Here is a 23,520-nt window from a genome sequence, read left to right as displayed (position 1 = left end):
CACCGCTTGACGCCGTTGAGGACCCAGAAGTCCCCGTCGCGCACCGCGCGGGTCTTCATCCCGGCCGCGTCGGAGCCCGCGTCGGGCTCGGACAGGGCGTAGGAGAACATCGCGTCGCCCTTGGCCAGCGGGCCGAGGTACTTGTGCTTCAGCTCCTCCGAGCCGGACAGGATCACCGGCAGCGAGCCCAGCTTGTTGACCGCGGGGATCAGCGAGGACGAGCCGCACGCGCGCGCGACCTCCTCGATCACGATCACCGTGGCCAGCGCGTCGGCGCCCGCACCGCCGTAGGTCTCCGGGACGTGCACGGCGTGCAGGTCGTTGGCGACCAGCGCGTCCAGGGCCTCCTGGGGGAACCGGCCCTCCTCGTCCACCGCCGCGGCGAACGGCACGATCTTCGCCTCCGCCAGCGCACGAACCGACTCCCGGAGCATGTCGTGCTCCTCGGAGGGCCGATACAGGTCGAAGTCCTTGCCCATGATGTGGAGCTCCCCTAGACGCTTTTGGCACTGAGTACCCTCAGCAAAACACACTCAGTGCCATGACGCCAGAGCGCCCCGACGCGGAACTGTGTCGGGGCGCTCATGGGACCGGTCGGTCGGTTTTATTAACCAGGGGTGTACGTCAGGTCTCTTCGTCCCTCCGGCGCCGGCTCGCGTCGTACTGCGCGCCGAGCTCCCGGGCGCGGCCCTCGGTCATGTCGAGATGGGTCAGCAGGGCCGGGGTGCAGATGCTCGGCAGGAAGTGCTGGAGCAGGACCGAAACTCGATGGGCCAGGTCTTTGCGGTCGCACAGAATCTGGGACATCGCCTGAATTCCCGAGAAAGCGCCCGAGAAGAGTTCGGCCGTATCCGTGACGTTCACATGGACGAGCAGCTCTCCCCGTGCCTTCGCGACCATCAGGATCTCCGACACCTGGTCGATCCACGCCTGGAAGGGGGCGGCGCGGTCGACTCCGGTGGCACCGCTGTCCAGAGCCAGGGCGACACTCGCCCGCACCAGCGCGTCGCGCTGCAGCCGGTGGGTCAGCAGGAAGGCCTGGTCCGCCAGCTCCTGGAGCTTGACGGCCTGCGGGGTCAGCGGCACGTCGAGCATTTGGGCGTCCAGCACGCCGAGGGCGAGATCTTCCTTGGAAGCAAAGTGGAAATACAGAGCTCCCTTGGTCACCCCGGCGCGCACAAGGATCTCGCCGATGGTCGTCCGCTCGTAGCCGCGCTCCGCGAAGACTGTCGCGGCCGACTCGAGGATCAACCGTCGGGTTCGGATTGCACGCGCTTGCTGCGCCAAGGCGCCTCCTGCTGTCTCGCTGTCTGTGCTCAACGTGTGACGTGAAGCATTGAAAAGAAAACCGCGCTGTACGTATTCTAAAGTCGGCGGACTCACCGCCCAGGGGCGCGGGGTTGCAAGGGGGATCCATGGATCAGAACTGTCGAGGAGTGACGACACACGTCCCCGGGGAGTTCGTTCACCGAGCGGATCCCGCGGACATCATCCCCACAGGGTGGACCCAGCTACGGGAGAATCGGTTCTCCGTCTCCGCTCGCTGGCCTGCCGCACATCCCTTCTTCTCTCCGGTGGCAGGGGACCGGCACGACCCCGTACTGGTGGCCGAGACGATACGCCAGGCCACCATGCTGATCGCTCATGCCGAGTTCGGGGTACCCGTGGACGACCAGTTCGTCATGTGGGGCCTCGCCTACAACGCGGACCCCGAGGCGCTGACCGTCGACGGGCTCTCCTCGGACGTGACCGTGGACGTCATCTGCTCCGACCTCAGCAGCCGCGGCGGACGCCTCCGTGACCTGCGCACCACCATGGTGCTCACCCGCGACGGCCGGTTCCTCGGCACCGGCAGCGCCCTGGCGCGCTGCACCTCCGCCCTCGCGTACCGCAGGATCCGGGGCGACCGGATGGCCGCGCTCGGAATGCCGGTCCCGCTGATTCCGGAAGTGGCGCCGCACCTGGTCAACCGCGAGCGTTCCGAGGACGTCGTCCTCGGCCCCGGCACCCGCCCCGGTCAGTGGCAGCTCCGGATCAACACCGACCACCGCACCCTCTTCCGGCGCCCCAACGACCATGTGCCCGGGATGGTCCTCCTGGAGGCCGCCCGGCAGGCGGCGGTGCTGACGATCGACGGCGGCGCGTTCCTTCCCACCGTCATGGACGTCTCCTTCTCCCGTTACGCCGAGCTCGACAGTCCCTGCTGGATCGAGACGGAGATCGTTCCCGGCGCCGACCCGTCGACGACCACGGTCCGGGTCGTAGGTCTCCAGGACGGCCGGTCCGTCTTCCACACCCTGCTCACCTCCCCGTCCCGGGTGCCGGCGGTGGCCGGAGCCGGCCTCGTCGGCCGGCTGGCGGGCTGAACCGGAACGGCACGATGGGCCCTCGCATTCTGATCACCGGCGCGACCGGATTCATCGGCGGCCGGGTGGCGGCGGCGTCCGCGGCCGCCACGGCGTCCGCGACGGCTGAGCCGGCCGCGGTGTCGGCTGCGGTGCCAACGTTGTCGGCATCGGGAGCGGCGTTCGTGTCAGCGTCCGCGTCCGGGAACCCCGCGCGCGTACGGCTGCTCGCCCGCCGCCCGCTCACTGCGCCGCCCACCGGCCCGGGGGAGCCGGGGGGACCGGAGGGGCCGGGGACCGAGACCGTCCTGGGCGACCTCCGTGACCCGGACTCCCTGCGCCGTGCCTGCGAGGGGGTCGACGTCCTGATCCACTGCGCCTCGGCCATCGGCGGGGACGCGGAACTGGCCCGCGCGGTCAACGACGAGGGAACCCGCTCGCTGGTCGACGCGGCCGTACGCGCCGGAGTGACCCGGATCGTCGCCCTCAGCACCGCGTCCGTCCACGGCCGCGGCCCTTTCCGCGCCGCCTCCCCGGGCACCCTGCCCCTCGCCCCCGGTTCGGCGACCAGCCGCACGCGGGCGGCCGGCGAGCGGTATGTCATGGACGCCGGCGGGACCGTACTGCGGCCGCACCTGGTGTACGGCACCGGGGACCGGCAGTTGATGCCCGGCCTGGTCCGGCTCCTCACGGCCCTGCCGGGACCGCTCGACGGCGGAGCCTCGCTGCACTCCCTGATCGACGTGGACGGCCTGGCGCGCGCTCTGCTCGGGGCGGCGCTCTCGCCCGCGACCGAGCCGGGTCCGTACTACGTCGCCCATCCCGAGCCGGTGCCCGTCGCGGAACTGCTCGCCGCCGCCGAGGAGCTGCTGACCCGGACGGGGGCGCCGCGGGGGCCGGCGGTCGACATCGCCACGGCCCGCGCGCTGCTCGCCGGGCTCCCCTTCGCGCAGCACCACCTGGACATGCTCGCGACCGATCACTGGTTCGCCGACGACCGTCCCTGGCGGGAGCTCGCCTGTGATCCCGGGCCGGGCTTCACCGCGGGCTTCGCCGACCACGTGCCGTGGTACGGCGAACTCCTCGACCGCGCCTGAACCGACGGGACCGACGGGACCGACGGAACCGCCCGAACCACCGGGACTGCCGGAACCGAAGGAGCCGCCCGAACCGGCCGAACCGGCCGCACCGACGCCCCGTGAACGGTGCCTCAGGCGACCGGCAGGTGTGCCCGGCCGGTCACGGTCGCGCTGCCCGCCGGTTCCAGGCCGGCGAGCGTCTCGGGGCGCGCCAGTATCGGCAGCAGGGTCCGCCACAGGCCGGTCACGGTCCCGGGCGACAGCCACTCGCGGTTGTCCCGGCAGAGGGCCTCGAGTCCGATCGTGGCGGCCACGATCGTACGGGCGAGGTCCTGCTGGCTGCCGATGCCGGCGGCGAGCAGCCCCTCGTCGGCCGCCTCCGCGAGCCGATGCAGTACGCAGCTCTGCCACTCCTGGCGCAGATTGAGGTCCGTACGGCAGCCGTGGGAGCAGCTGAGCCGGAATCCCGCGCGGACGACGACGTCCTCACGGAGCAGCCGGGCCAGGGCGTGCGAGGTGTCGGCCAGGTTCTGGAGGGCGTTCGACCCTTGTCGGTACACGACCCGGGAGGTCCGGCGCAGGGTGGTGGACGCCTCGCCCTCGACGGCGGCCGCGATCGCGGCCTTGTTCTCGAAGTGGAAGTGGAGCGCGCCGGGGCTGACGCCCGCTCCCGCGCTGATCGCCGACAGCTTGGCCAGGGCGTAGCCGTGCTCGTCGAATTCGCCGGCCGCCGACTTGATCAGCGCGTCGCGGGTCCGTGCGGACCGCTCTTGTTTGGTCACCAATGGCTCCAGTAGCACCATGCGTCGCAGCGGAGCGTCCTCGCGTCCCGTCGCGCCGTACCGCTCGACGACGATAAACCGACTGCTTGGTATTGTACGGGGTTTCCGTGCGACCTTGAGCGCTTCGGTGCGCATCGGGTGCCGGCCGATCCGCACGGCACGGGAAACGCTTTCGCCTGCGCGGAGTTGGGTGGCGGGTGTGGGGGGCGGACGGGACGATCGCCGGGCCTAAGGGAAATGAGGGTCCATCAACAAACCGATCTGTCGGTTTGTCAGCGGCCGGGACGCGCTTGAGGCTTCCTCCGTTCAGAACCTGACCGGGCCCCGACCGGGGCGCCTTGAACGTCGCAGCGCACCCGATGAGGCTGGGAACCCCACGAGGAGAGAACCGTGAAAGGCATCGTCCCGGCCGGAGGCCACGGCACCCGGCTGCACCCGATCACCCTCGGCATGTCCAAGCAGCTGCTGCCGGTCTACGACAAGCCGATGATCTCCTACCCGCTCTCGGCCAGGAGAAGGCCCGGGACGCGCTCACCGAGGCCGGCCAGTACGTGCGGATCCTGGAGCACCGCCAGGGCGTACGGCTCGCGTGCCTGGAGGAGATCGCCCGGCGCATGGGGTTCATCGACCGGGAGGCCTGTCTGCGGCTCGGCGAGGAGCTCGCGAAGTCGCCGTACGGCCAGTACGTCATGGAGATAGCCCGCGCCGGCCGACCCTCACGGGTCGGCCGGCCCTCCACGGCCACAGCCACGGGCACAGCTCCCACCGCACCCCCCACCCCACCGCACGCCACCCCACCCACGCCGCCCCGCGGAGAGAGAGTCATGCGATATCTGTTCACCACCGCCCCGGGCACGCCCCCGCCGCTGCCCCTGATCCCGCTCGCCGCCCCAAGGGGAGCCGTGCCGATCGTCACCACCGGTGGCGCCCGACCAGCACCCCTCGCAGGGGTGTCGACCGAGCGCGTCGCCCCCGTGGGCTGCCGGCCCGACGCGCCCCTCAGGAGGACGGCATGAGGATCCTGGTCACCGGCGGCGCCGGATTCATCGGCTCCCACTACGTCCGCTCCCTCCTGGCGGGGGAGTACGGCGGCGACGGCACCGACGCCGTCACGGTCCTCGACAAGCTGACCTACGCGGGCAACCGCGCCAATCTGCCCGTCTCCCACGAGCGGCTCACCTTCGTGCGCGGCGACGTCTGCGACCTGCCGCTGCTGCTCGATCTGCTCCCCGGGCACGACGCCGTCGTCCACTTCGCCGCCGAGTCCCATGTCGACCGCTCCCTGGAGTCGGCCGACGCGTTCGTCCGTACCAACGTCCTCGGCACCCAGACGGTCCTGGAGGCCGCGCTGCGCACCGGTGTCGCGCGGCTCGTGCACGTCTCCACCGACGAGGTGTACGGCTCGATCGACGAGGGCTCGTGGACGGAGGACTGCCCTCTCCTCCCGAACTCCCCGTACGCCGCGTCCAAGGCGAGCTCCGACCTGGTGGCCCGCTCCTACTGGCGCACCCACGGGCTGGACCTCTCGATCACCCGCTGCTCCAACAACTACGGGCCGTACCAGCACCCCGAGAAGCTCGTCCCCCGGTTCGTCACCCACCTTCTGGAGGGTCTCCCGGTGCCGGTGTACGGAGACGGGCGGAACGTCCGCGAGTGGCTGCACGTCGACGACCACTGCCGTGCCGTCCACCTGGTGCTCACCACGGGACGGCCGGGCGAGACGTACAACGTCGGCAGCGGGAACGAGCTCAGCAATCTCCGGCTCACCGAGCGCATCCTCGACCTCTGCGGCGCCGACCGCTCGATGATCCGGTACGTCGAGGACCGCAAGGGTCACGATCTGCGGTACGCGCTCTGCGACGCCAAGATCCGCGAGGAGCTCGGCTACACGCCCCGGACCTCCTTCGAGGAGGGGCTCGACCGGACCGTGCGGTGGTACCGCGACAACCCCGGCTGGTGGAAGGCGGTCAAGGAGGAGTGACGACGCGGACGTAGACGCCCCTGGCCGTCGAGTGGGCCTTCGCCTTCGCCACCGCCCCGTGCGGGCACCGCCGTGCGCCGCGGGGCGGTTACCGGTGGAGGGCGTGCTCGGCGGTGGCGGTGAGGGCCGCGGTGACCCGGTCGACCGTGATCAGCCCTTCGTCCCGCTCAGCGGCGGGGGTGCGTCGTCACGACCACCACGCCCGCGAGCAGCACCACGTTCTTGACGACGAACTCGCCGACCATCGTGAGCAGCAGCGGGTTGGAGTGGGTGAACGCCACCGACGGGGTGAGGACGAGCACCGCGAAGGTGCCGCAGAGGTGGGCGGTGAGCACCGGCAGTGCCACCGCGCGGGCACGTCCCGACATCAGCCAGAGGCCGAGCGCCACCTCGGCCCAGCCGAGAGCGGGGACGAACCAGTCGCCCGCGGGGAACGGCAGGACGTCCACGACCAGCGCGGCCGCCGGACTGAGCCCGATGACCTTGAGCACCCCGAACCATACGAACACGCCGCCGAGGCCGGCTCTGAGCATGCCCAGGCCGTACTGGTGGAGCCGTGGCGCGAGCCGGTCGAAGAGGCCGAGGAGCCCGGACGCGGGGGAGTCCTGCGGAGCGGAGGCCCCCGGGGCGGGGGTCGGGGCGGTAGATATCACCTGGGAGGAAACGGTCATGCGCGGGCATCTCCATCACGAGTCGACGCGGGGGCCTGGCGGGGCCGGGCGGGGCGGGATCGAGGCCGGGTGGGACGGAGCCGGGCGGCGGACCGTTCGGATCACGCCGAAATCCCGGCAGGAGGGTCGGACGCCGTGGGGCCACGCTAACCACGTCCCGAGCACCCCCGCGACGCCCATCGCTTCCTTGCATGCCTGCGATGGAAGAAGTCGATCGGGCGTTGCCGGACGCGATCAAATCTCGCCAGCCTGAGCACTGTTCGAGTTTGTGTTTGATCCACGGACCCGGACCGCGTCCATCCGCTCCCGGCACCATGCGAAGGAATCCACGGATGTCCCACCGACCCGCCGCCCCTGCCACGCCCACGACCCCCGCGCCCCGCACAGCGCTCACACGGCGCCGGGTGCTCACCACGTCCGCCGCCGCGGCCGGGGCGCTCGCCCTGTCCGGCGGCGCGGCGTGGGCCGTCCCCACCAGCTTCGAGGCGGAGACGCGCACCGGTCGCCGCCGGCCCGGCGCCGTGACCGACCCCAGCGTCGTCATCCGCTGGAACCAGGCCGCGATGGACGCGATCCTCGGCCGCTACCAGGCAGCCGGCAACCGCTTCGGCCCCGCCACCGTGAACGCCCGCGCCCTCGCGATCATCCACAACGCCATCTACGACGCCTGGGCGTGTTACGACCACTGTGCCGTCGGCACCCGCTTCGGCGGCTCCCTGCGCCGGCCCCGCTCCGAGCGCACCCTCGACAACAAGAACGAGGCCATCAGCTACGCGGCCCACCTCGCGCTGCTCGACCTGTACCCCGAGTACAAGGTCGCCATCGACAACATGCTGCGCAGCCTCGGCCACGACCCCGAGCTCGTGAACCCGCGCCGCAACAGCCCCGCCTGGATCGGCCGTCGTACCGCGCAGGCCGTCCTCGAATACCGGCACGCCGACGGCGCCAACCAGCTCGGCACCCCGGCCTACAGCGACACCACCGGCTACCAGCCGCGCAACACCCCGCAGATCGCCGGCGCCTTCGACCCGTCCACGGTCACGGACCCGGCCCACTGGACCCCGCTGATCGTCGGCGGCAAGACGCAGCGCTACCTCACCCCGCAGTTCGCCGTGATGCAGCCCTTCGCGCTGAGCCGCCCCGACCAGTTCACGGTCCCCGCCCCGCCGGCGTACCCCACCGTCCGGATGACCGCCGCGATCGAGGAACTCCTCGACATCAGCGCCAATCTGACGGACGAGCAGAAGGCCATCGCCGAGTTCTGGCTCAACGACGACGTCACCCCGCCCGGCGCCCAGCAGATGTGGGGCCGTTACGTCTCCGCCCGCGACGGTTACGGGGTCGACGAGGACGCGCAGATATTCTTCGGCCTCAACATGGCCGAGTGCGACGCCGCCATCGGCTCCTGGGCGGTCAAGGCCGACTACGACTTCGCGCGGCCCTCGACCCTCATCCCGTACGACCGGCGCGGGCAGCAGATCCGTTCCTGGGGCGGCCCCGGACAGGGCGCCGTCACGATGGACGGCGTCGACTGGCAGGCGTACGTGGCCGTGCCGCCGTTCCCGGCGACCGTCTCCGGGCACAGCACCTTCTCCGGCGCCGCGGCCGAGTTCCTGCGCCGCTTCACCGGCTCGGACTCCTTCGGCGACTCGTACCGCTTCAAGGCGGGCGCCTCCACCGTCGAGCCCGGCCTCACCCCGCGCACCGACGTCGTCCTGCACTGGCCCACCTTCAGCGAGGCCGCCCGGCAGGCCGGCATCTCCCGGGTCTACGGCGGCATGCACTGGAGCTTCGACAACGAGCCCGGCATCGAGATGGGCCACCGCATCGGCAAGGTCGTCCACCAGCAGGCCATGCGCTACTTCGGCGGCACCCACCGCTGACCCGCCCGCCGACCCGCCCGCGGGGCGGCCCTCACGGGCCGCCCCCACCGGCGGCCCGGTGGTGCCCGCCCCGCTCGACCGGCGCCCGTCGGAGCCCGTCCCGTTCGACCGGCGGCCGGCGGTGCTCGCCCGCCCCGGCCGGCGGCCCGGTGCCGTGGACACCCGCCACCGGGCCGCCGGCCGGGCCCGGCAGCCCGTCACCCCCGCCCGTCGCCCGGCTGTCCGCTCCGCCCGTCCGCCCCGCCCCGACGTTCCGCGGGGCGCGAGCGCCGCCCCTCGCCCGGCCTCGTCCCGCCCCGCCCCGCCAAGGAGAGAACCCGTGAGCAACCAGACCCAGACCCCCGCGGGCGCGGCGACCCCGCCCGCCCGCAGCCGCTGGGCGGGCGGCGCCCCGCCCTTCCCCGGCGGCCGGCCCGCCGCCCTCGGCACCCTCGCCACCGTCGTCTCCCTGGTGATCCTGGTCGCCCTCGGCGAGGCCACCGGTCATCTCCTGATGATCGCCCCGCTGGCCGCCACCGCCATGATCATCTGCAGCACGCCCGCGCTGCCCCCGGCCCAGCCCCGGGGCGTGATGCTCGGCCAGGTCGGCTCCGGCGTCCTCGGACTCGTCGCCGTCGCCCTGTTCGGCCACTCCCTCTGGGTGGCCGCCGTCGCCGCCGGCCTCAGCGTCGGCCTCATGCTGCTGCTGCGGGCCGTCCACGCCCCCGCCGCCGCCACCGCCGTGCTCGCCGTCCTCCAGGACCCCGCGCCGCTGCGCTTCCTCGTCCTGCTCGCCGTCGGCAGCGCCCTGCTGGTCCTCGTGGGCCTGCTCGCCTCCCGCCTCGGCGTGATCGGCAAGTACCCGACGTACTGGTGGTGACCCCGGGCCACCGGCGGTGAACACCCTCCCCTCCTCCTTCCGCTCGCCTTCTCGTCCCCTTCAGTCCGCCCGTACCTCCGCGTACCGACCCTCAACGGAGCGCCCGTGAACCGAGACAGACTGCTCGTCAGCTGCGAGCAGATCATGGAACAGCTGCGGAACCCCGCGGCCGGGGACGAGAACACGGTCCTCGTCGAGATCACCGACGGCGGCAGCGCGCTGGGCCGGATCCCCGGCTCCGTCCGCCTGGACTGGACCGGCGACCTCCAGGACCCGGTGCGCCGGGACGTCATCGGCCCCGAGGCCTTCGCCGAACTGCTCGGCCGGCACGGCATCACCGCCGACCACACCGTCGTCCTCCTCAGCGGCAACAACAACTGGTGGGCCGCCGCCGGATACTGGCAGTTCACCCTGTACGGCCACCGGGAGCTGCGGATCCTCGACGGCGGCAGGCTCCGCTGGGAGGCGCTCGGCGCCCCCCTCACCCAGGACGTCCCGGAGCGGAAGCCCACCTCGTACCCCGTACCGGGCGTCGACGAGACGATCCGCGCCCGCCGCGAGGACATGCTCGACCACATCGGACGCCACCAGCTCCTCGACGTCCGTTCCCTGGAGGAGTACCTCGGGCAGAGCAACACCCCGCCCGGCGTGCCCGAGGACCTCGGCGTGCGCTGCGGCCACGCCCTCTCCGCCGAGCACATCCCCTGGCACACCGCCGTCCGCCCCGACGGCACCTTCCGCGACGACGCGGAGCTCGCCGCCGCGTACGCCGGTGTCCGCACCGACGCCCCGACCGTCGTCTACTGTCGCGTCGGCTGGCGCTCCGCCCACAGCTGGTTCGTCCTGCGGGAACTCCTCGGGCTCCCCGACATCCGCAACTACGACGGCGCCTGGCGCGAGTTCGGCTCGCTCATCGGCGCCCCCATCGTCAACGGACCCCGGCCCTGGGGTCCCGACGACATCCCGTCCATCGTCGCCCAGCGCGACGCGGCCTCGGAGGTCCGCGCCCATGCCTGACGTGACCGTCTTCCGCAATGTGCTCCGCAACGGTTTCGACCAGACCGACCTGCCCTGGGTGCCCTGGGCCGAACCCGGTCGCGTCGGCGTCGAGTACGTCGTGCTCTGGGGCCCCGACCCGGCCGAGGACGAGGACTCCGCCTCCCTGCTGCTGCGCTTCCCGCCCGGCGCGCACGGCGACTTCCACGAGCACCTGGGCCATGAGCTGATGCTCGTCCTCGACGGCACCCTCGACCACAGCGACGGGCGCCGCTTCCACCGCGGCGACCTCGTCGTCGAGGAGCCCGGCACCCGGCACCAGATGTCCAGCGCCGAGGGCTGCACCGTCCTCGCCGTCCGCGCCCGCCCCGCCGCCTCCCGCACTCCCGAGGCCGGCGAGATCACCACCGGCGTCGGCGCCGCGGCCGGCGCCGGGGCTCGCACCGCCTGAGCCGCTTCGGTCACGCACCAGAGGCCGCCGGGCCCCCGCAGGCCCGGCGGCCCTTCCGTACAGCCACCCGCCCGCCCGCACCCCTTCCGGAGAGAGACGCCATGACCACGTCCGCACGGCCCCAGCCCCTGCGCAGTCCCGAGCCCTCCCGCCGGGTCCTGCTCACCACCGGGTCTTCCGACGCCCACACCTGGAACCTCGTCCACCTCCAGCTGTTCCTGGAGGAGCACGGCCACTCCGTGCTCAACCTGGGCCCCTGCGTGCCCGAGCAGCTGCTCGTCGACACCGCCCGGATGACCAGCCCCGACCTCGTCGTGCTCTCCTCCGTCAACGGCCACGGCCACCAGGACGGGCTGCGCGCCGCCCGCGCCCTGCGCGCCGACCGCAAGACCCGGTCCGTCCCCATGGTCATCGGCGGACTCCTCGGCATCTCCCCGGAGGGCGCCGCCACCCGTACCGCCGAACTCCTCGACGCCGGATACGACGAGGTGTACGCGGACGGCACCCCGCCCACCGCTCTGCTGCGCCGGCTCGCCGACCTCGGCGGCGCGTGTACCGGGCGGGCCGCGGCTTGACGACCTCCGCCCCGCCCCCGCTCGCCCCCGGCGATCTCGGCGCCTTCGTCCAGGAGTCGGCCGAAGCCGGCGAACTGGTCGTCCAGCCCCGGATGGGGATGGTCGGGCCCGAGGAGATGGCCGGCGGAGTCGCCGCCGTCGCCGCCCTGCCCGAGCGGACCGTCGCCACCCTCACCATCGACAGCTACACCCGCGTCGGCGACCACGCCGCCGCCACCGCGGCCCTCCGCGCAGGTCTGCCCCTCAACGGGTTCCCGCTGGTCAGCCACGGGCCGAAGACCACCGCACAGGTCGCCGCAGCGGCCGGACGCGCCACACCCGTCCAGGTCCGACACGGTTCGGCCGACCCGATGGCCATCTTCCGCACCATGGCCGCCGCCGGGCTCTCCGCCTCCGAGGGCGGCCCCGTCTCGTACTGCCTGCCCTACGGGCGCACCCCGCTCGCCGAATCCGTCGCCGCCTGGCGCGACTCCGTCCAGTTCCTCACGGAGGAGAGCCGCGCGCACGGCCGCCGGGCCCATCTCGAATCCTTCGGCGGCTGCCTCCTCGGCCAGCTCTGCCCGCCGTCCCTGCTCGTCGCCGTCTCGGTCCTGGAGTGTCTGTTCTTCGTGGCCAACGGGGCGACCAGCGTCTCCCTCAGCTACGCCCAGCAGACCCATCCCGGCCAGGACACCGGCGCGCTCACCGCGCTGCGGCTGCTCGCCGACGAGTTCCTGCCGCCGTCCGTCGACCGCCACATCGTGCTCTACACGTACATGGGCGTCTACCCGAGGACCGTCCCCGGCGCCCGGCTGCTGCTGCGCCGCAGCGCCGAACTGGCCGTACGGGGCGGGGCGCAGCGACTGATCGTCAAGACCGAGACCGAGGCGCACCGCATTCCCACCGTCGCGGAGAACCTGACCGCCCTGCGGATCGCCGCCGACGCGGCCCGCACCGCGCCCCGGCGCGGCACGCACCCGGGCGGCCGGTCCGCCGCGGAGGCCGACGCGGAGGAGACGCTCGCCGAGGCGCGCGCCCTGGTCACGGCTGTCCTCGCGCTCTCCGACGACCTCGGCGTCGCCCTTCTGAAGGCCTTCGACCGGGGCCTGCTCGACGTGCCGTTCTGCCTGCATCCGGACAACCGGGGCGCCGTCCGGTCCACCGTCGCACCGGACGGGCGCCTGCAGTGGACGGACCTGGGTGCGCTGCCGCTGCTCACCACCAGCAGGAGGACCATTCCGATGACCTCACGTCAGCTCTCCGGCATGCTCGGCAGGGTCGCCCGTGAGCACGACCAGGCGGCGGCCGCGAACCCGCCGCCGGAGCCGGCGCCCCGGGACGCCCCGGCGCCGTCCGAGGAGCCGCTGCGGATCGCGTTCGTGGGCATGGGCCCGCGCGGTCTCTCCGTACTGGAGAGGCTCGCGGCCCGCTGCGCCGACCGGCCGCCCGCGCGTCCGGTCGAGGTGTTCGCGGTGGATCCGTACGAGGCGGGGGCCGGGCGGATCTGGCGGACGGACCAGTCTCCCTGGTTCCTGATGAACACCCCGGCCCAGGAGGTCACCATGTTCTCCGGGCCCGCCGACGCCGGGCCGCACCGGCCCGGCGCCGGGCCCACCCTCGGCGAGTGGTGGGCGCAGGACGACCCGGCGGGCGCCGAGCCCGAGGGGTACGCGCCCCGCGCCGTCTACGGCCGCTATCTGACGTACGTCATGCGGCGGATCGAGGAGACGCTGCCGTCCTCGCTCACCGTCCACCGCGTCCCCGCCCGGGTGATCTGCGCCGACCGCGCGCGGACCGGGGGCGGGCAGGACGGGCCCGCGCACCGGCTGAGACTCGACCGCGGTGACGTCCTCACCGTCGACCGCGTGCTCCTCGCCACCGGCCACCCGGTCAACGAGCTCGACGCCGGCCAGCTCGCCTGGAAGCGGTTCGCGCGGGACCACAGCACGCCCGCCCGTCCCGTCCGCCACATCGCGGGCGGCTCGGCGAGCGAGATGCCGCTCGCCGCGATCCCGGCGGGCGCGAGCGTGGGCATCCTCGGCATGGGGCTCACCTTCTACGACATCCTCACCGAGCTCACCCTGGGGCGCGGCGGCACCTTCACCGAGGGCTGCGACGGACTGCTCTACCTGCCCAGCGGCAAGGAGCCCCGGATCCTCGCGGGTTCGCGCGGCGGAGTGCCGCTGCTCACCCGGGGCGCCAATCAGAAGGGGCCCGCACACCGCTACGAGGCGCGTCTGTTCACCGCCGAACGGATGGCCGCGTTACGCGCGGAGGGGGCGCCGCTCGACTTCGAGGCCTCGGTCCTGCCCTGGCTGCTCGCCGAGGTCAACCTCGTCCTCCTGGCCACCCGGATCCGCCAGGTGCACGGCCCCGAGGCGGCGCGGGAGTTCACCGAGCGCGGGGCGCAGGCCCTCGCGGACCGGCCCGACCCGCGGCTCCTGGAACGGCTCGCCGCCGGGTACCGCGTCGACTCCCGGCCGCTCGGCGCGATCGACGCGCTCGCCCGGCCGTTCGGCGGCCGGCGCTTCGGCTCCCCGGCCGAGTACCACAAGGTGCTCACCGAATGGCTGCGCGCCGACCTGTTCGAGGCGCGGCTGGGCAATGTCGACGGCCCCCTCAAGGCGGCCGCCGACGTGCTGCGTGACGTCCGTCAGACCATCCGTACCATGGTCGACTTCGGCGGACTCACCCCGGCCTCGCACCGCTGGTTCCTGGCCGAGTTCGGCCCCGTCGCCGCGATGGTCTCGACCGGGCCGCCGCAGTTGCGGTCGGAGCAGTTCCTCGCCCTGCTCGCGGCCGGGGTCCTCGAACCGGTCGGTCCCGGAGCCCGGTTCGGCGCGGACCCCGTCGAGGGACGGTTCTCGGTGGAGTCCGCGCAGGTGGAGAACTCCTGGGTGCCGCTGGACGTCGTCGTGGACGCCCGGGTGCCGGGCACCGACCTGGCGACGGACCGGGACCCGCTGATCCGGGGCCTGATGGCGGACGGGGAGATCCGGACGTTCACCAACGCGGTGGACGGCTCGGGGGAGTTCGCCACCGGAGGCCTCGACTGCACCGACTCCCCGTTCCACCCCGTGCGGGCCGACGGCTCCGTGGACACCACCACCCATGTGCTCGGCATCCCGAGCGAGTACACCCGCTGGTTCACCCAGGTGGGCAGCGGCCGGCCCGGCCCCTGGGGTTCCTTCACCCGGGACGCGGACGCGATCGCGGAGGCGCTCGTGGGCGCCGCGGGGGTGGGCCGCCCGGTCGCCGAGCGTGCGCTCGTCGGGGGTGTGGGATGAGCCGCGCCCGTTCATCGGCCCATGAGGAGTACCGGGCCGCGCGGGATCTGCTGCTGCGGCTGCGCGGCGACCGCGAGGCGGCCGGTGCCGCCTTCCGGTGGCCGCGGGCCGAGCACTTCAACTGGGCCCTGGACTGGTTCGACGTCATCGCCGAGGGCAACGAGCGGCCGGCGCTCGAAATCCTCGGCCACCCGGGCGCTGACGGCGGGCTCCCGGAGGGCGGAGTCCCGCACCGCAGGGCTCCGCACGGCGGCCTCCCGGGGTGTGACGTCCCCGTCGTCGACCGGGTCTCCTTCGCCGAACTCGCCGCCCGCTCGGACGCGTTGGCGGTCGCGCTGCGCGAGTACGGGGTGGTGCGGGGCGACCGCGTCCTGATCCTGCTCGGCACCAGGGTCGAGCTCTGGGAGACACTGCTCGGCTGCATCAAGCTCGGCGCGGTCGTCGTCCCCGGCTACCAGGACCTCACCCGCGCCGAGGCGGCCGACCGGATCGGCCGGGGCGCCGTCCGGCACGTGATCTGCGCACCCGAACTCGTCGAACTGCTCGACGGGGCGGCCGTTCGGGTGCCGGGCGTCCGGATGGCCGTCGGGGCGGACCGGGCCGGCTGGGTCCCGTACCCCGACACCCGCCGCCCCGGCCGGCCCCGTTTCGTCCCGGACGGACCCACCCGGGCGGCCGACCCGTCCTTCTGCTACTTCACCTCCGGGACGACCTCCCTGCCCAAGCTCGTCGAGCACAGCCACGCCGGATACGGCGTGGGGCATCTCTCCAGCCTGTACTGGAGCGGACTGCGCCCCGGCGACCGGCACCTCAACCTCTCCGCGCCGGGCTGGGCCAAGCACTCCTGGTCGAGCTTCTTCGTCCCCTGGGCGGCGGAGGCCACGGTCGTCGCACCCCCGGACGGCGGCCTCCCGCCGTCCGCGCTGCCCGGTGTCCTCGCCGCGCACCGCGTCACCAGCTTCTGCGCGCCGCCCAGCGCCTGGCGGTCCCTCCTCCCGTACGTGAGCGGCGGCGCGGAAGCCCCCCGGCTGCGCGAGGCGACGGCCGCCGGGGAGCCCCTGACCGCCGAGACGGTCGAACGGATCGAGGCCGCCTGGGGCGTACGGGTCCGGGACGGCTACGGCCAGACGGAGGCCACGGCCCTCATCGGCCGCGCACCTGGCACCCCGGAACCGCTCGCCCCGCTCGGACACCCGCTCCCCGGGTACCGGATCGTCCTGCGCGACCCGGAGACGGGGGAGAGGGGCGAATCCGGTGAGGTCTGCGTGGATCTGACGGAGCGTCCACCGGGACTGATGCGGGGGTACGCCGGTCTGCCCGAGCGCACGGCGGAGGCCTTCGCCGACGGTCTGTACCGCACGGGGGACCGGGGCGAGCGGTGCGCGGACGGCTCCATCCGGCTGCTCGGCCGGATGGACGAGGTCTTCAAGTCCCATGGGCACCGGGTCTCCCCGATGGAGATCGAGGCGGTCCTGCGCACCCACCCGGAGGTGGCCGACGCGGCCGTGGTGCCGTGCGAGGACCCGGAGGGCGGTCTCGCCCCCTACGCGGTCGTCGAACTTCGCTCCGATCGCTCCGAGTTGACGGACTTCGCCCGGATTCGCATCGGATCCGAACTCCTCGCGCTCGCCGCCGAACGGCTCGCACCGGTCTTCGTTCCGCGCGGTGTCGACGTCGTGGGAAGCCTGCCGCGCACCCGCTCGGGCAAGGTGCGCCGGGGCGAACTGAGCCCCGGGGCCTGAGCCCGGGAGCCCCCGCCCCGGGGCCCGAGCCGCCTCCGGTACCGGAGCCTCCGGGGGAGCGCGTCCGCTGCGAGCACGGCCGGGCCGAGGGTCCGGGCCGGGCCCGGGCACGCCGAACCCGAGGTGTGAGCCGGGCCCGGGCACGCCGAACCCGAGGTGGCGAGCGGGGCCCGGGCATGCCGGTCACGAGGTCCGGTCCGGGCCCGGGGCACGCCGGGTCCGAGGTCCGGAACGGGCCCGGGAGCCGGGCCCGAGGGGCCGGGCCGGCCACCGCCCGTCAGGCGCTCACCGGCTCCCGTTCCGCCGTCCGCAGCAGGATCTCCGCGACGCTCCTGGCCCGTACCGCCGCCTCGGGCGTGCCCTCGCGGAGGGCCGTCACGATCGCCCCGTCGCCGAGCAGGGCGAGCTGGCGGGCCAGGGCCTCGTGGTCGAGGTAGCCGCCCTCGGTGAGGAGCCGGTCCAGGACGGCGATGACCTTCTCCTTGTGCTCGGCGGCCACATGGTGGGCCGGGCTGTCGGGATCGGCCGTCTCGACCATCGTGTTGATGAAGGCGCAGCCCCGGAACGAGGACGCCGCGAAGCGTTCGGCCAGGCCGTCGAAGAGCGCGAGCGGCAGCTCCTCGGGGGAGCGTTCGCTGACCGCGATCCGGCCGTCGAGCCAGGCGCGCCACATGCCGTCGCGGCGTCTCAGGACTTCGACGACCACGTCGTCCTTGCTGGGGAAATGGCGGTAGAAGGAGGCGCGGCCCACTCCGGACTCGGACAGGATCCGCTCGATGCCGACGGCCCGGATCCCCTCTTCGTAGAACAGACGCTCCGCCGCGCTGAGGAGCCGTTCTTTCGCGTTCGTGGCCATACCAGACGGTACCACTCGGTGCCGTATCGGTAATCCGTCGAGGGCGAGCGGAGTGGTGTCCTCCCGTTGCGCCAGACGGAACCGATCGGTACCGTCCTGATGGTACCGATCAGTTCCATCTTGGTCCGGCTCTAGGAGAGCTCCATGCCCCGCCTGCCCCAACTGACCGTCGAGACCGCCAACGAGGAGCAGCGCGAGCTGCTCGAAGGCACCCTCAAGCAGCTCGGCAAGCTGCCCAACCTGTACGCCGCCCTCGCCAACGGCCCCGCCGCGCTCCGCGGATACCTCGCCATGCGCGAGGCCCTCGTCGGCGGCAGCTTCAGCGCCCGCCAGCGTGAGCAGCTCGCGCTCTACATCGCGCAGTACAACGACTGCACCTACTGCGTCTCCGCGCACACCCTGCGCGGCGGCAAGGTCGGCCTGAGCGACCGGGAGCTGCTCGACACCCGCCACGGCCACGACGCCGGCGACCCGCACATGGACCAGGTCCTCCGCTTCGCCGGCGCCGTCATGTCCACCGGCGGCCGCGTCACCGACGGAGCCCTCGCCGACGCCCGCGCCGCCGGCGTGACCGACGCCGAGATCGCGGAGATCGTCGGCCACGTCGCGCTCAACGTGCTGTCGAACTTCTTCAATCACGTTGCGCAGCCGGACTTGGACTTTCCGTTGGTCCCGGCCCAGCTCGCCGAGTAGAGTCTTCGCGGCCGAGCAGGGGTGCCGGGCGCGACGAAGCGTCCGGCACCCCTGCGGCTTGTGCGACAGACCGTCTGGGGCGATCGAAGCGGGTGGTCGACCAACCACCTGGTGCGAGGAACTGCCGCCTGCGCGGCAGGGGGGAATTCACGTGGACATCGACGCAAGAACCCTTCGGACCTTCCGCGAGGTGACCCTGACGGGGTCGTTCACCCAGGCTGCGCGACGCCTCGGGTACTCGCAGTCCAGCGTCACGGCACAGATGCGTGCGCTGGAGAGACAGGTGGGTGAGCCCGTCTTCGAGCGGCTGCCCAACGGCGTCCGGCTCACCCACGCCGGAACCGTCCTGCGGGACTACGCACGCCAGATCCTCACCCTCGTCGGTGAGATGGAGACCGCCCTGCGCCGGCCCGCGGCCAACCCGCCGCGGCTGACCGTGGGCATCGTCCCCGCCCTGGCCTACGGACAGCAGCTCGCCCGGGTCACCCACATCGGGCGCCGTCTCCTCTCCGGGGTCCAACTCGCCCTGCGCGTCATGGGAACGTCCGAGGTCCACGACGCCTTCCGGTCCGGATCGATCGACGGCGCCCTCGTCCTCACCGTCGTCGACTGCGAGGACCCGGCCGTCCTGCCGGCCGACCAGCCGCACGCCGAGCGTTCCGACGAGCTGACCGAAGTACGCCTCCAGGAAGTCGAGTTCGTCCCCGTCACCAGCGTCGGCCACCGGCGCGGCGGCCTCGGCCGCCAGGTCGTCATCGCCGACCCCGACTGTCCCTCGCAGCGCTGGCTCCCCGAATTCCTCCGGCTCCGCAGCGACAGTCCGCCCGAGATCCACGAACTGGGCTCCATGGCGGGCGTCCGCGCCGCCGCCCAGTCCGGCCTCGGCTGCGCCATGCTCCCCATGGCCCTCGCCGCCTCCCACCAGGAGGCCGGCGGACTGCGCCCCCTCCCCGGCGTGCCCCGGATGCGCTGGAACGCCTCCCTCGTCCTCGGCCGCCCCGACACCCGGCCCGCCGTCGACTGGCAGAACCTGACGGAGACCCTCCGTCAGGCCACCGCCCTCTCCTGCGCGGTCCACCCCGGCGAGCCCGGCCCCGCGAGCGCCGTCGGCGTCCTCGGCGGAGACTCCCCGGCCCTCGACCCGAACCCGAGCATCGCCGGCTGACCCTCGGGTCCCGGCCGATCCGCTCCACCCACAGACCGGTGCCACGGCGCACCGCCGCCTCCCCCCGGCCCCACCCCCGACCGGGTCCTTACGGGAGCGACGGCGCGCCGTGGCACCTCCTTGTCCCCGGGAACTCCGCGCTCCCGTGGCCCCCGGGAACTCCGCGCCCCCTACGCCCGGCCCGTCCGCGTTTCCCACGCCCGGCCCGTCCGCCCCCCGACGTCCGGCCCGTCCGCGCTCCCGACGCCCGGCCGGTCCGCGCTCTCCGGGCCCGTGCCTCAGTGCTCCCGCAGCCCCAGCGGGACCCGGCCCGTGGCCCTCCCGTGCTCGTCCAGGAGCCAGCTCATCCGCTTGGGGGAGTGCAGGGCCACCGTCCGGTCCCGCACCTCAAGGGCCGGGAAACGCTCGGCGAGCAGCGCCTCGAAGGGGTCCACGGCGCCGAGGCCGTGCAGCCAGACGAGGACGAGCAGGTTGTACGGGCCGCTCACCGACACGCACATCCGCACCTGTTCGAGCCGGGCGAGCGCGTTTCCCGTCTGCTCGAGGAGCGCGTGGGGCACCGACGTCCGGTAGACCACCATCGTGGAGAGCCCCGCCATCGGGTGCGCCAGATCGCAGCGCAGGGTGATGTCCCCGTCGCGGATCATCCGCTGGAGCCTGCGCCGCGCCGTGTGCTCGCTCATCCCCGTGAGCGCGCCGAGCTCCCCGTACCCCAGCCGTCCGTCGGCACCGAGCGCCGTGAGCAGTGCCTGGTCCTGCGGGGAGGGCCGGTCGTGGAGATGGGTGCTGTACGTCCGGGGCCGGGCGGCCGGCGCCCCGCCGAGCCCGGCGCGCTCGGCCGGGTTCATCGCGCGCATCCGCCAGTCGCGCCCCTCCCCGTACAGCGTGATGCCCAGCCGGGTCCGGGTGGAGCGGACCCCGCGCATCCCGCCGATCCCCCGGTGCACCGCGCGCCCGAGCGACGGCAGGTCCGGGGCGGCGACGGACAGGAAGAGATCGAAGTCCCCGGCCGTCTCGTCGACGCTGAACACCCACGGCAGCGCGGTCACCGCCGCGCTCACCCGGTCGAAGGCGCGCGGCCGGCACCGCACCTCCACATAGGCGACCGTGGCCGTCTTCGCCGCGTCGTAGGCGGTGACCCAGGCGAGCCCTTCGGCGCGCAGCCGTTCGAAGCGGCGGGCGGCCGTCGTCGCGTTCACGCCGAGCGCCCGCCCGATCCGGGTCCACGGCGCCCGGGGGGCCGCCTGGAGGGCGTCGACCAGTGCCAGATCCAGCTCGGAGAAGCCCGTGGGGGAGTCCCCCGTACCGGAATCCGGCACAGGGATGCTGTCGATGATGCTTTCCGGCAATTCCGCGGGGCTTTCGGTCACGGACCGGATCGTAGGGGCACTTCCGGCCGACCACCAGATTCGGCCACCGGCGAGAGGAGTACCGTGCCTGCTCCGACCCTTCCCGCGCCCCCGGCGGCGCCGTCCGCGCATCGCAGAACCGTCCGCGTCACGGTCGTCCTGCTCTTCGCGGCCTGGCTGGTCGACTACGCCGACCGGCTCGTGATCAACCTCGTCCTGCCCTCCCTCGGCGCCGAGTTCGACCTCGACCGCACCCGGCAGGGCCTCGTCGTCTCCGCCTTCTTCCTCGCCTACGCCCTCTGCCAGATCCCCGGCGGCCTGCTCGCCGACCGGTTCGGCGGCCGCCGGGTGACCCTCTGGGCGCTGCTGACCTGGTCGGTCTTCACCGCCCTCACCGGCTTCGCCTGGTCCTTCGCCGTCCTGCTCGCCCTGCGCTTCGCCTTCGGCGCCGCCGAGGGGATCTTCCCGCCCGCCGCCATGAAGGTCCTGGTCGAACGCACCCGGCCCGAGGAACGCATGAGCGCCAACGGCACGGTCATGAGCTCCAACGCCCTCGCCGCCGTCATCACCCCGCTGGCCGTCGCCCCGCTCGTCGCCGTCTTCGGCTGGCGCTCGGCCTTCTGGTCCACCGCCGCCCTCGGCGTCCTCGCCCTCGTCGCCGTACGCCTCTGGCTCCCGGCCCCGCTGTCCCGCACCGAGTGCACGGAGGACGCCGGGACCGTGGCCGCCCGCCCCGCCCTCGCCGCCGTGCTGCGCAAGGGAGTCCTGTGGCGCTTCGCCCTCATGATGTTCGGCTACAACACCATCGTCTGGGGCCTCAACACCTGGGTCCCGTCGTATCTGAGCGAAGAGCACGGCATCCCGCTCAGCTCCGCCGGGGCGCTCATCGCCGTCCCCGCGCTCGGCGCCGCGCTCGCCACCGTCCTCGGCGGGCGGATCTCCGACCGCCTCGGCGGCCACCACCGGAGGATCATCGTCCCGGGCATGGCCGTCGCCGCCGTCGCCCTGCTCCTCATGGCGAACGCGCCGTCCGTCGCCGGCTTCGTCGTCTTCGGCACCGTCGCCGTCTTCGCCGCCTCCCTCGCCTACATGCCGATCTTCGCCGTCCCGCTCGCCGGCCTCGCCCCCGCGTACGTCGGAGTGGGCAGCGCCGTCGTCATCCTCGGCGGCCAGGTCGCCGGCATGGTCGCCCCGCCCGTCATGGGAGCCCTCGCCGACGCCTTCTCCTTCCAGGTCGCCTTCGGCTTCCTCGTCCTCGGCGCGCTGATCGCCGCCGTCATGGCCTGCCTCACCCCGCAGGACGCCGCCGCCTTCCGAGCCGCCGCCGACGCTCCGTCCGCGGCTGCCCCGAGCGACACCGACCCTTCTCCGAACACCGCAAAGGACCCCGTATGACCGTCGAGACCGCCACCCCGTCCGTCGCCCGGCTCCTCTCCGGCCTCGACGCACGGCTGCCCGAGCTGACCGCCCTCTACGAGGACCTGCACGCCCACCCCGAGCTGTCGTTCCAGGAGTTCCGCACGGCGGGTGTCGTCGCCGGCCGGCTCCGCGACCAGGGCTGGGAGGTCACCGAGGGCGTCGGGGGCACCGGAGTCGTCGGTGTCCTCGCCAACGGTCCCGGCCCCGTCGTCCTGCTCCGCGCCGACATGGACGGCCTCCCCGTCAAGGAGGAGACGGGACTTCCGTACGCCTCCACCGCCACCGGCACCGACCCCGACGGCAACGAGGTGCCCGTCATGCACGCCTGCGGGCACGACATGCACGTCACCTGTCTGCTCGGCGCCACCGACCGGCTCGCCGCCCACCGCGACACCTGGCGCGGCACCGTCGTCGCCGTCTTCCAGCCCGCCGAGGAGATCGGCGGCGCGCCCGCCATGATCGAGGACGGCTTCCTGGACCGCTTCCCGCGCGCCGAGATCTGCCTCGGCCAGCACGTGGCGCCGGCCCCGGTCGGCTTCCTCGGCACCCGCCCGGGTCCGGTGATGGCCGCATCGGACAGCCTCCGGGTGACCCTCTTCGGCCGCGGCGGCCACGGCTCCAGCCCCGAGACGGCCGTCGACCCCGTGGTGATGGCCGCGGCGGTCGTCATGCGACTGCAGACGGTGGTGTCCCGGGAGATCGGCGCCTCCCAGACGGCGGTCGTCACCGTCGGCTCGCTGCACGCCGGGACGAAGGAGAACATCATCCCGGACACCGCCGAACTGAGCGTCAACATCCGCTCGACCACCCCGGCCGTACGCGACCGGATCCTGGCCGCCGTCACGCGCATCGTCCGGGCGGAGGCCGCCGCCTCCGGCGCCCCCAAGGAGCCCGAGATCGCCCCGATCAACTCCTTCCCCGTCACCGTCAACGACGCCGCGGCGACCGCCGTCGTGCAGCGGTCGCTCACCGAAGTCCTCGGCGAGGGGAGCGTCTTCACGCTCCCCCAGGTCATCACGGGCAGCGAGGACTTCGGCGTCTTCGGGACCGCGCTCGGCGTGCCCTCCGTCTTCTGGCACTTCGGCGGCGCCGACCCCGCCCTCTACGCGGGCGTCGACCCCGCCTCCCTCCTGGAGAACGGCCTCCCCGACACCGTCCCCGCCAACCACTCCCCGCACTTCGCCCCCGTCCCCGGGCCGACGATCCCGCTCGGCGTGACCGCCCTGCTCGCCGCCGCCGCCCCCTGGCTGACGAAGCCGATGGAGCCGGCTAAGGAGACCCCCGGCGTCTGACACCCCGCCGAGCCTCCTCCGCCCCCGGTATCCGCCCCCGGTATCCGCCCCGGTCTCCGTACCGGGCTCATGGTCCCGGCCCGCGACCCGCACACGGCCCCGCCCCCGCTGCTCCC

Annotated in this window: 20 protein-coding genes and 2 pseudogenes; 16 read left to right on the top strand and 6 right to left on the bottom strand. The window is 73.4% G+C overall.

Annotated features, from left to right (window positions below; all coding sequences use genetic code 11):
• Both ACH4MY_RS04560 and ACH4MY_RS04555 read right to left on the bottom strand, forming a co-directional pair.
• Positions 1-479, bottom strand: a 479-nt coding sequence (locus ACH4MY_RS04560; RefSeq protein ID WP_397997314.1) for an acyl-CoA dehydrogenase family protein, incomplete at its 3' end; no start/stop codon positions are given.
• A 145-nt stretch (positions 480-624) separates the two neighbouring features.
• Positions 625-1,287 (bottom strand): ScbR family autoregulator-binding transcription factor, encoded by a 663-nt coding sequence (locus ACH4MY_RS04555; protein ID WP_397997311.1) that lies wholly within the window; start codon positions 1,285-1,287, stop codon positions 625-627.
• 128 nt (positions 1,288-1,415) lie between these two features.
• On the opposite strand from ACH4MY_RS04555, the gene ACH4MY_RS04550 reads away from it, so the two are divergent.
• On the top strand, positions 1,416-2,366 hold the full coding sequence (locus ACH4MY_RS04550) for a ScbA/BarX family gamma-butyrolactone biosynthesis protein (RefSeq protein ID WP_397997309.1): 951 nt from the start codon (positions 1,416-1,418) through the stop codon (positions 2,364-2,366).
• 14 nt (positions 2,367-2,380) lie between these two features.
• Positions 2,381-3,442 (top strand): NAD-dependent epimerase/dehydratase family protein, encoded by a 1,062-nt coding sequence (locus ACH4MY_RS04545; protein WP_397997306.1) that lies wholly within the window; start codon positions 2,381-2,383, stop codon positions 3,440-3,442.
• Positions 3,443-3,555: 113 nt separating this feature from the next.
• Here ACH4MY_RS04545 and ACH4MY_RS04540 read toward each other — a convergent pair whose 3' ends face one another.
• Positions 3,556-4,206, bottom strand: a complete 651-nt coding sequence (locus ACH4MY_RS04540; protein ID WP_397997303.1) for a ScbR family autoregulator-binding transcription factor — start codon at positions 4,204-4,206, stop codon at positions 3,556-3,558.
• Positions 4,207-4,596: 390 nt separating this feature from the next.
• Between ACH4MY_RS04540 and ACH4MY_RS04535 the strand changes: the two are divergent.
• From ACH4MY_RS04535 to rfbB, 3 genes and pseudogenes are all read left to right on the top strand, one after another.
• Positions 4,597-4,737: pseudogene (locus ACH4MY_RS04535) on the top strand (sugar phosphate nucleotidyltransferase); the annotation flags it as partial.
• Positions 4,731-4,916: pseudogene (locus ACH4MY_RS04530) on the top strand (glucose-1-phosphate thymidylyltransferase); the annotation flags it as partial. The pseudogenes ACH4MY_RS04535 and ACH4MY_RS04530, both read left to right, overlap by 7 nt.
• Positions 4,917-5,218: 302 nt before the next feature.
• The gene (rfbB, locus tag ACH4MY_RS04525) at positions 5,219-6,187 is read left to right on the top strand and encodes a dTDP-glucose 4,6-dehydratase (RefSeq protein ID WP_397997301.1); all 969 of its coding nucleotides are present in this window, start codon (positions 5,219-5,221) and stop codon (positions 6,185-6,187) included.
• 167 nt (positions 6,188-6,354) lie between these two features.
• Here the strand turns inward: rfbB and ACH4MY_RS04520 are convergent, their stop codons facing one another.
• Entirely contained in the window at positions 6,355-6,858 is a 504-nt protein-coding gene (locus ACH4MY_RS04520) for a hypothetical protein (protein ID WP_397997299.1), read from the bottom strand.
• Between the two features lie 332 nt (positions 6,859-7,190).
• On the opposite strand from ACH4MY_RS04520, the gene ACH4MY_RS04515 reads away from it, so the two are divergent.
• From ACH4MY_RS04515 to ACH4MY_RS04485, 7 genes are all read left to right on the top strand, one after another.
• Entirely contained in the window at positions 7,191-8,741 is a 1,551-nt protein-coding gene (locus ACH4MY_RS04515; protein WP_397997296.1) for a vanadium-dependent haloperoxidase, read from the top strand.
• Positions 8,742-9,060: 319 nt separating this feature from the next.
• A complete protein-coding gene (locus ACH4MY_RS04510) occupies positions 9,061-9,600 on the top strand; it encodes an HPP family protein (RefSeq protein ID WP_397997293.1) in 540 nt (179 codons plus the stop codon).
• Between the two features lie 105 nt (positions 9,601-9,705).
• Complete coding sequence (locus ACH4MY_RS04505) at positions 9,706-10,617, top strand: sulfurtransferase (protein WP_397997290.1); 912 nt, start codon at positions 9,706-9,708, stop codon at positions 10,615-10,617.
• Entirely contained in the window at positions 10,610-11,047 is a 438-nt protein-coding gene (locus tag ACH4MY_RS04500) for a cupin domain-containing protein (RefSeq protein WP_397997287.1), read from the top strand. The genes ACH4MY_RS04505 and ACH4MY_RS04500 overlap by 8 nt, the downstream gene beginning before the upstream one ends.
• Positions 11,048-11,148: 101 nt before the next feature.
• The gene (locus ACH4MY_RS04495; RefSeq protein ID WP_397997284.1) at positions 11,149-11,622 is read left to right on the top strand and encodes a cobalamin B12-binding domain-containing protein; all 474 of its coding nucleotides are present in this window, start codon (positions 11,149-11,151) and stop codon (positions 11,620-11,622) included.
• Entirely contained in the window at positions 11,619-14,888 is a 3,270-nt protein-coding gene (locus tag ACH4MY_RS04490; protein WP_397997281.1) for an FAD/NAD(P)-binding protein, read from the top strand. Before ACH4MY_RS04495 ends, ACH4MY_RS04490 begins: the two co-directional genes overlap by 4 nt.
• A complete protein-coding gene (locus ACH4MY_RS04485; protein ID WP_397997279.1) occupies positions 14,885-16,630 on the top strand; it encodes an acyl-CoA synthetase in 1,746 nt (581 codons plus the stop codon). Before ACH4MY_RS04490 ends, ACH4MY_RS04485 begins: the two co-directional genes overlap by 4 nt.
• 277 nt (positions 16,631-16,907) lie before the next feature.
• On the opposite strand, the gene ACH4MY_RS04480 is transcribed toward ACH4MY_RS04485, so the two are convergent.
• A complete protein-coding gene (locus tag ACH4MY_RS04480) occupies positions 16,908-17,486 on the bottom strand; it encodes a TetR/AcrR family transcriptional regulator (protein ID WP_397997276.1) in 579 nt (192 codons plus the stop codon).
• 144 nt (positions 17,487-17,630) lie between these two features.
• Between ACH4MY_RS04480 and ACH4MY_RS04475 the strand changes: the two genes are divergently transcribed.
• Entirely contained in the window at positions 17,631-18,179 is a 549-nt protein-coding gene (locus ACH4MY_RS04475; RefSeq protein ID WP_397997273.1) for a carboxymuconolactone decarboxylase family protein, read from the top strand.
• A 151-nt stretch (positions 18,180-18,330) separates the two neighbouring features.
• Entirely contained in the window at positions 18,331-19,344 is a 1,014-nt protein-coding gene (locus tag ACH4MY_RS04470) for a LysR family transcriptional regulator (RefSeq protein ID WP_397997271.1), read from the top strand.
• Between the two features lie 278 nt (positions 19,345-19,622).
• Here the strand turns inward: ACH4MY_RS04470 and ACH4MY_RS04465 are convergent, their stop codons facing one another.
• Positions 19,623-20,714, bottom strand: coding sequence for an Lrp/AsnC family transcriptional regulator (locus ACH4MY_RS04465; protein ID WP_397997269.1), 1,092 nt, complete (start codon positions 20,712-20,714; stop codon positions 19,623-19,625).
• A gap of 63 nt (positions 20,715-20,777) precedes the next feature.
• Here ACH4MY_RS04465 and ACH4MY_RS04460 point away from each other — a divergent pair, with 63 nt between their 5' ends.
• Together ACH4MY_RS04460 and ACH4MY_RS04455 are read left to right on the top strand one after the other, a co-directional pair.
• Positions 20,778-22,088: an MFS transporter gene (locus ACH4MY_RS04460; RefSeq protein WP_397997266.1), complete on the top strand. Its 1,311-nt coding sequence runs from the start codon at positions 20,778-20,780 to the stop codon at positions 22,086-22,088.
• Positions 22,085-23,404: an amidohydrolase gene (locus tag ACH4MY_RS04455; RefSeq protein WP_397997264.1), complete on the top strand. Its 1,320-nt coding sequence runs from the start codon at positions 22,085-22,087 to the stop codon at positions 23,402-23,404. The genes ACH4MY_RS04460 and ACH4MY_RS04455 overlap by 4 nt, the downstream gene beginning before the upstream one ends.
• Positions 23,405-23,520 lie beyond the last annotated feature (116 nt).

It is taken from the genome of Streptomyces sp. NPDC017246, from assembly GCF_044331325.1.
Lineage (GTDB): Bacteria > Actinomycetota > Actinomycetes > Streptomycetales > Streptomycetaceae > Streptomyces.
Note: the sequence above shows the minus strand (reverse complement) of the source record. Positions and strands in the feature narration are given on the sequence as shown.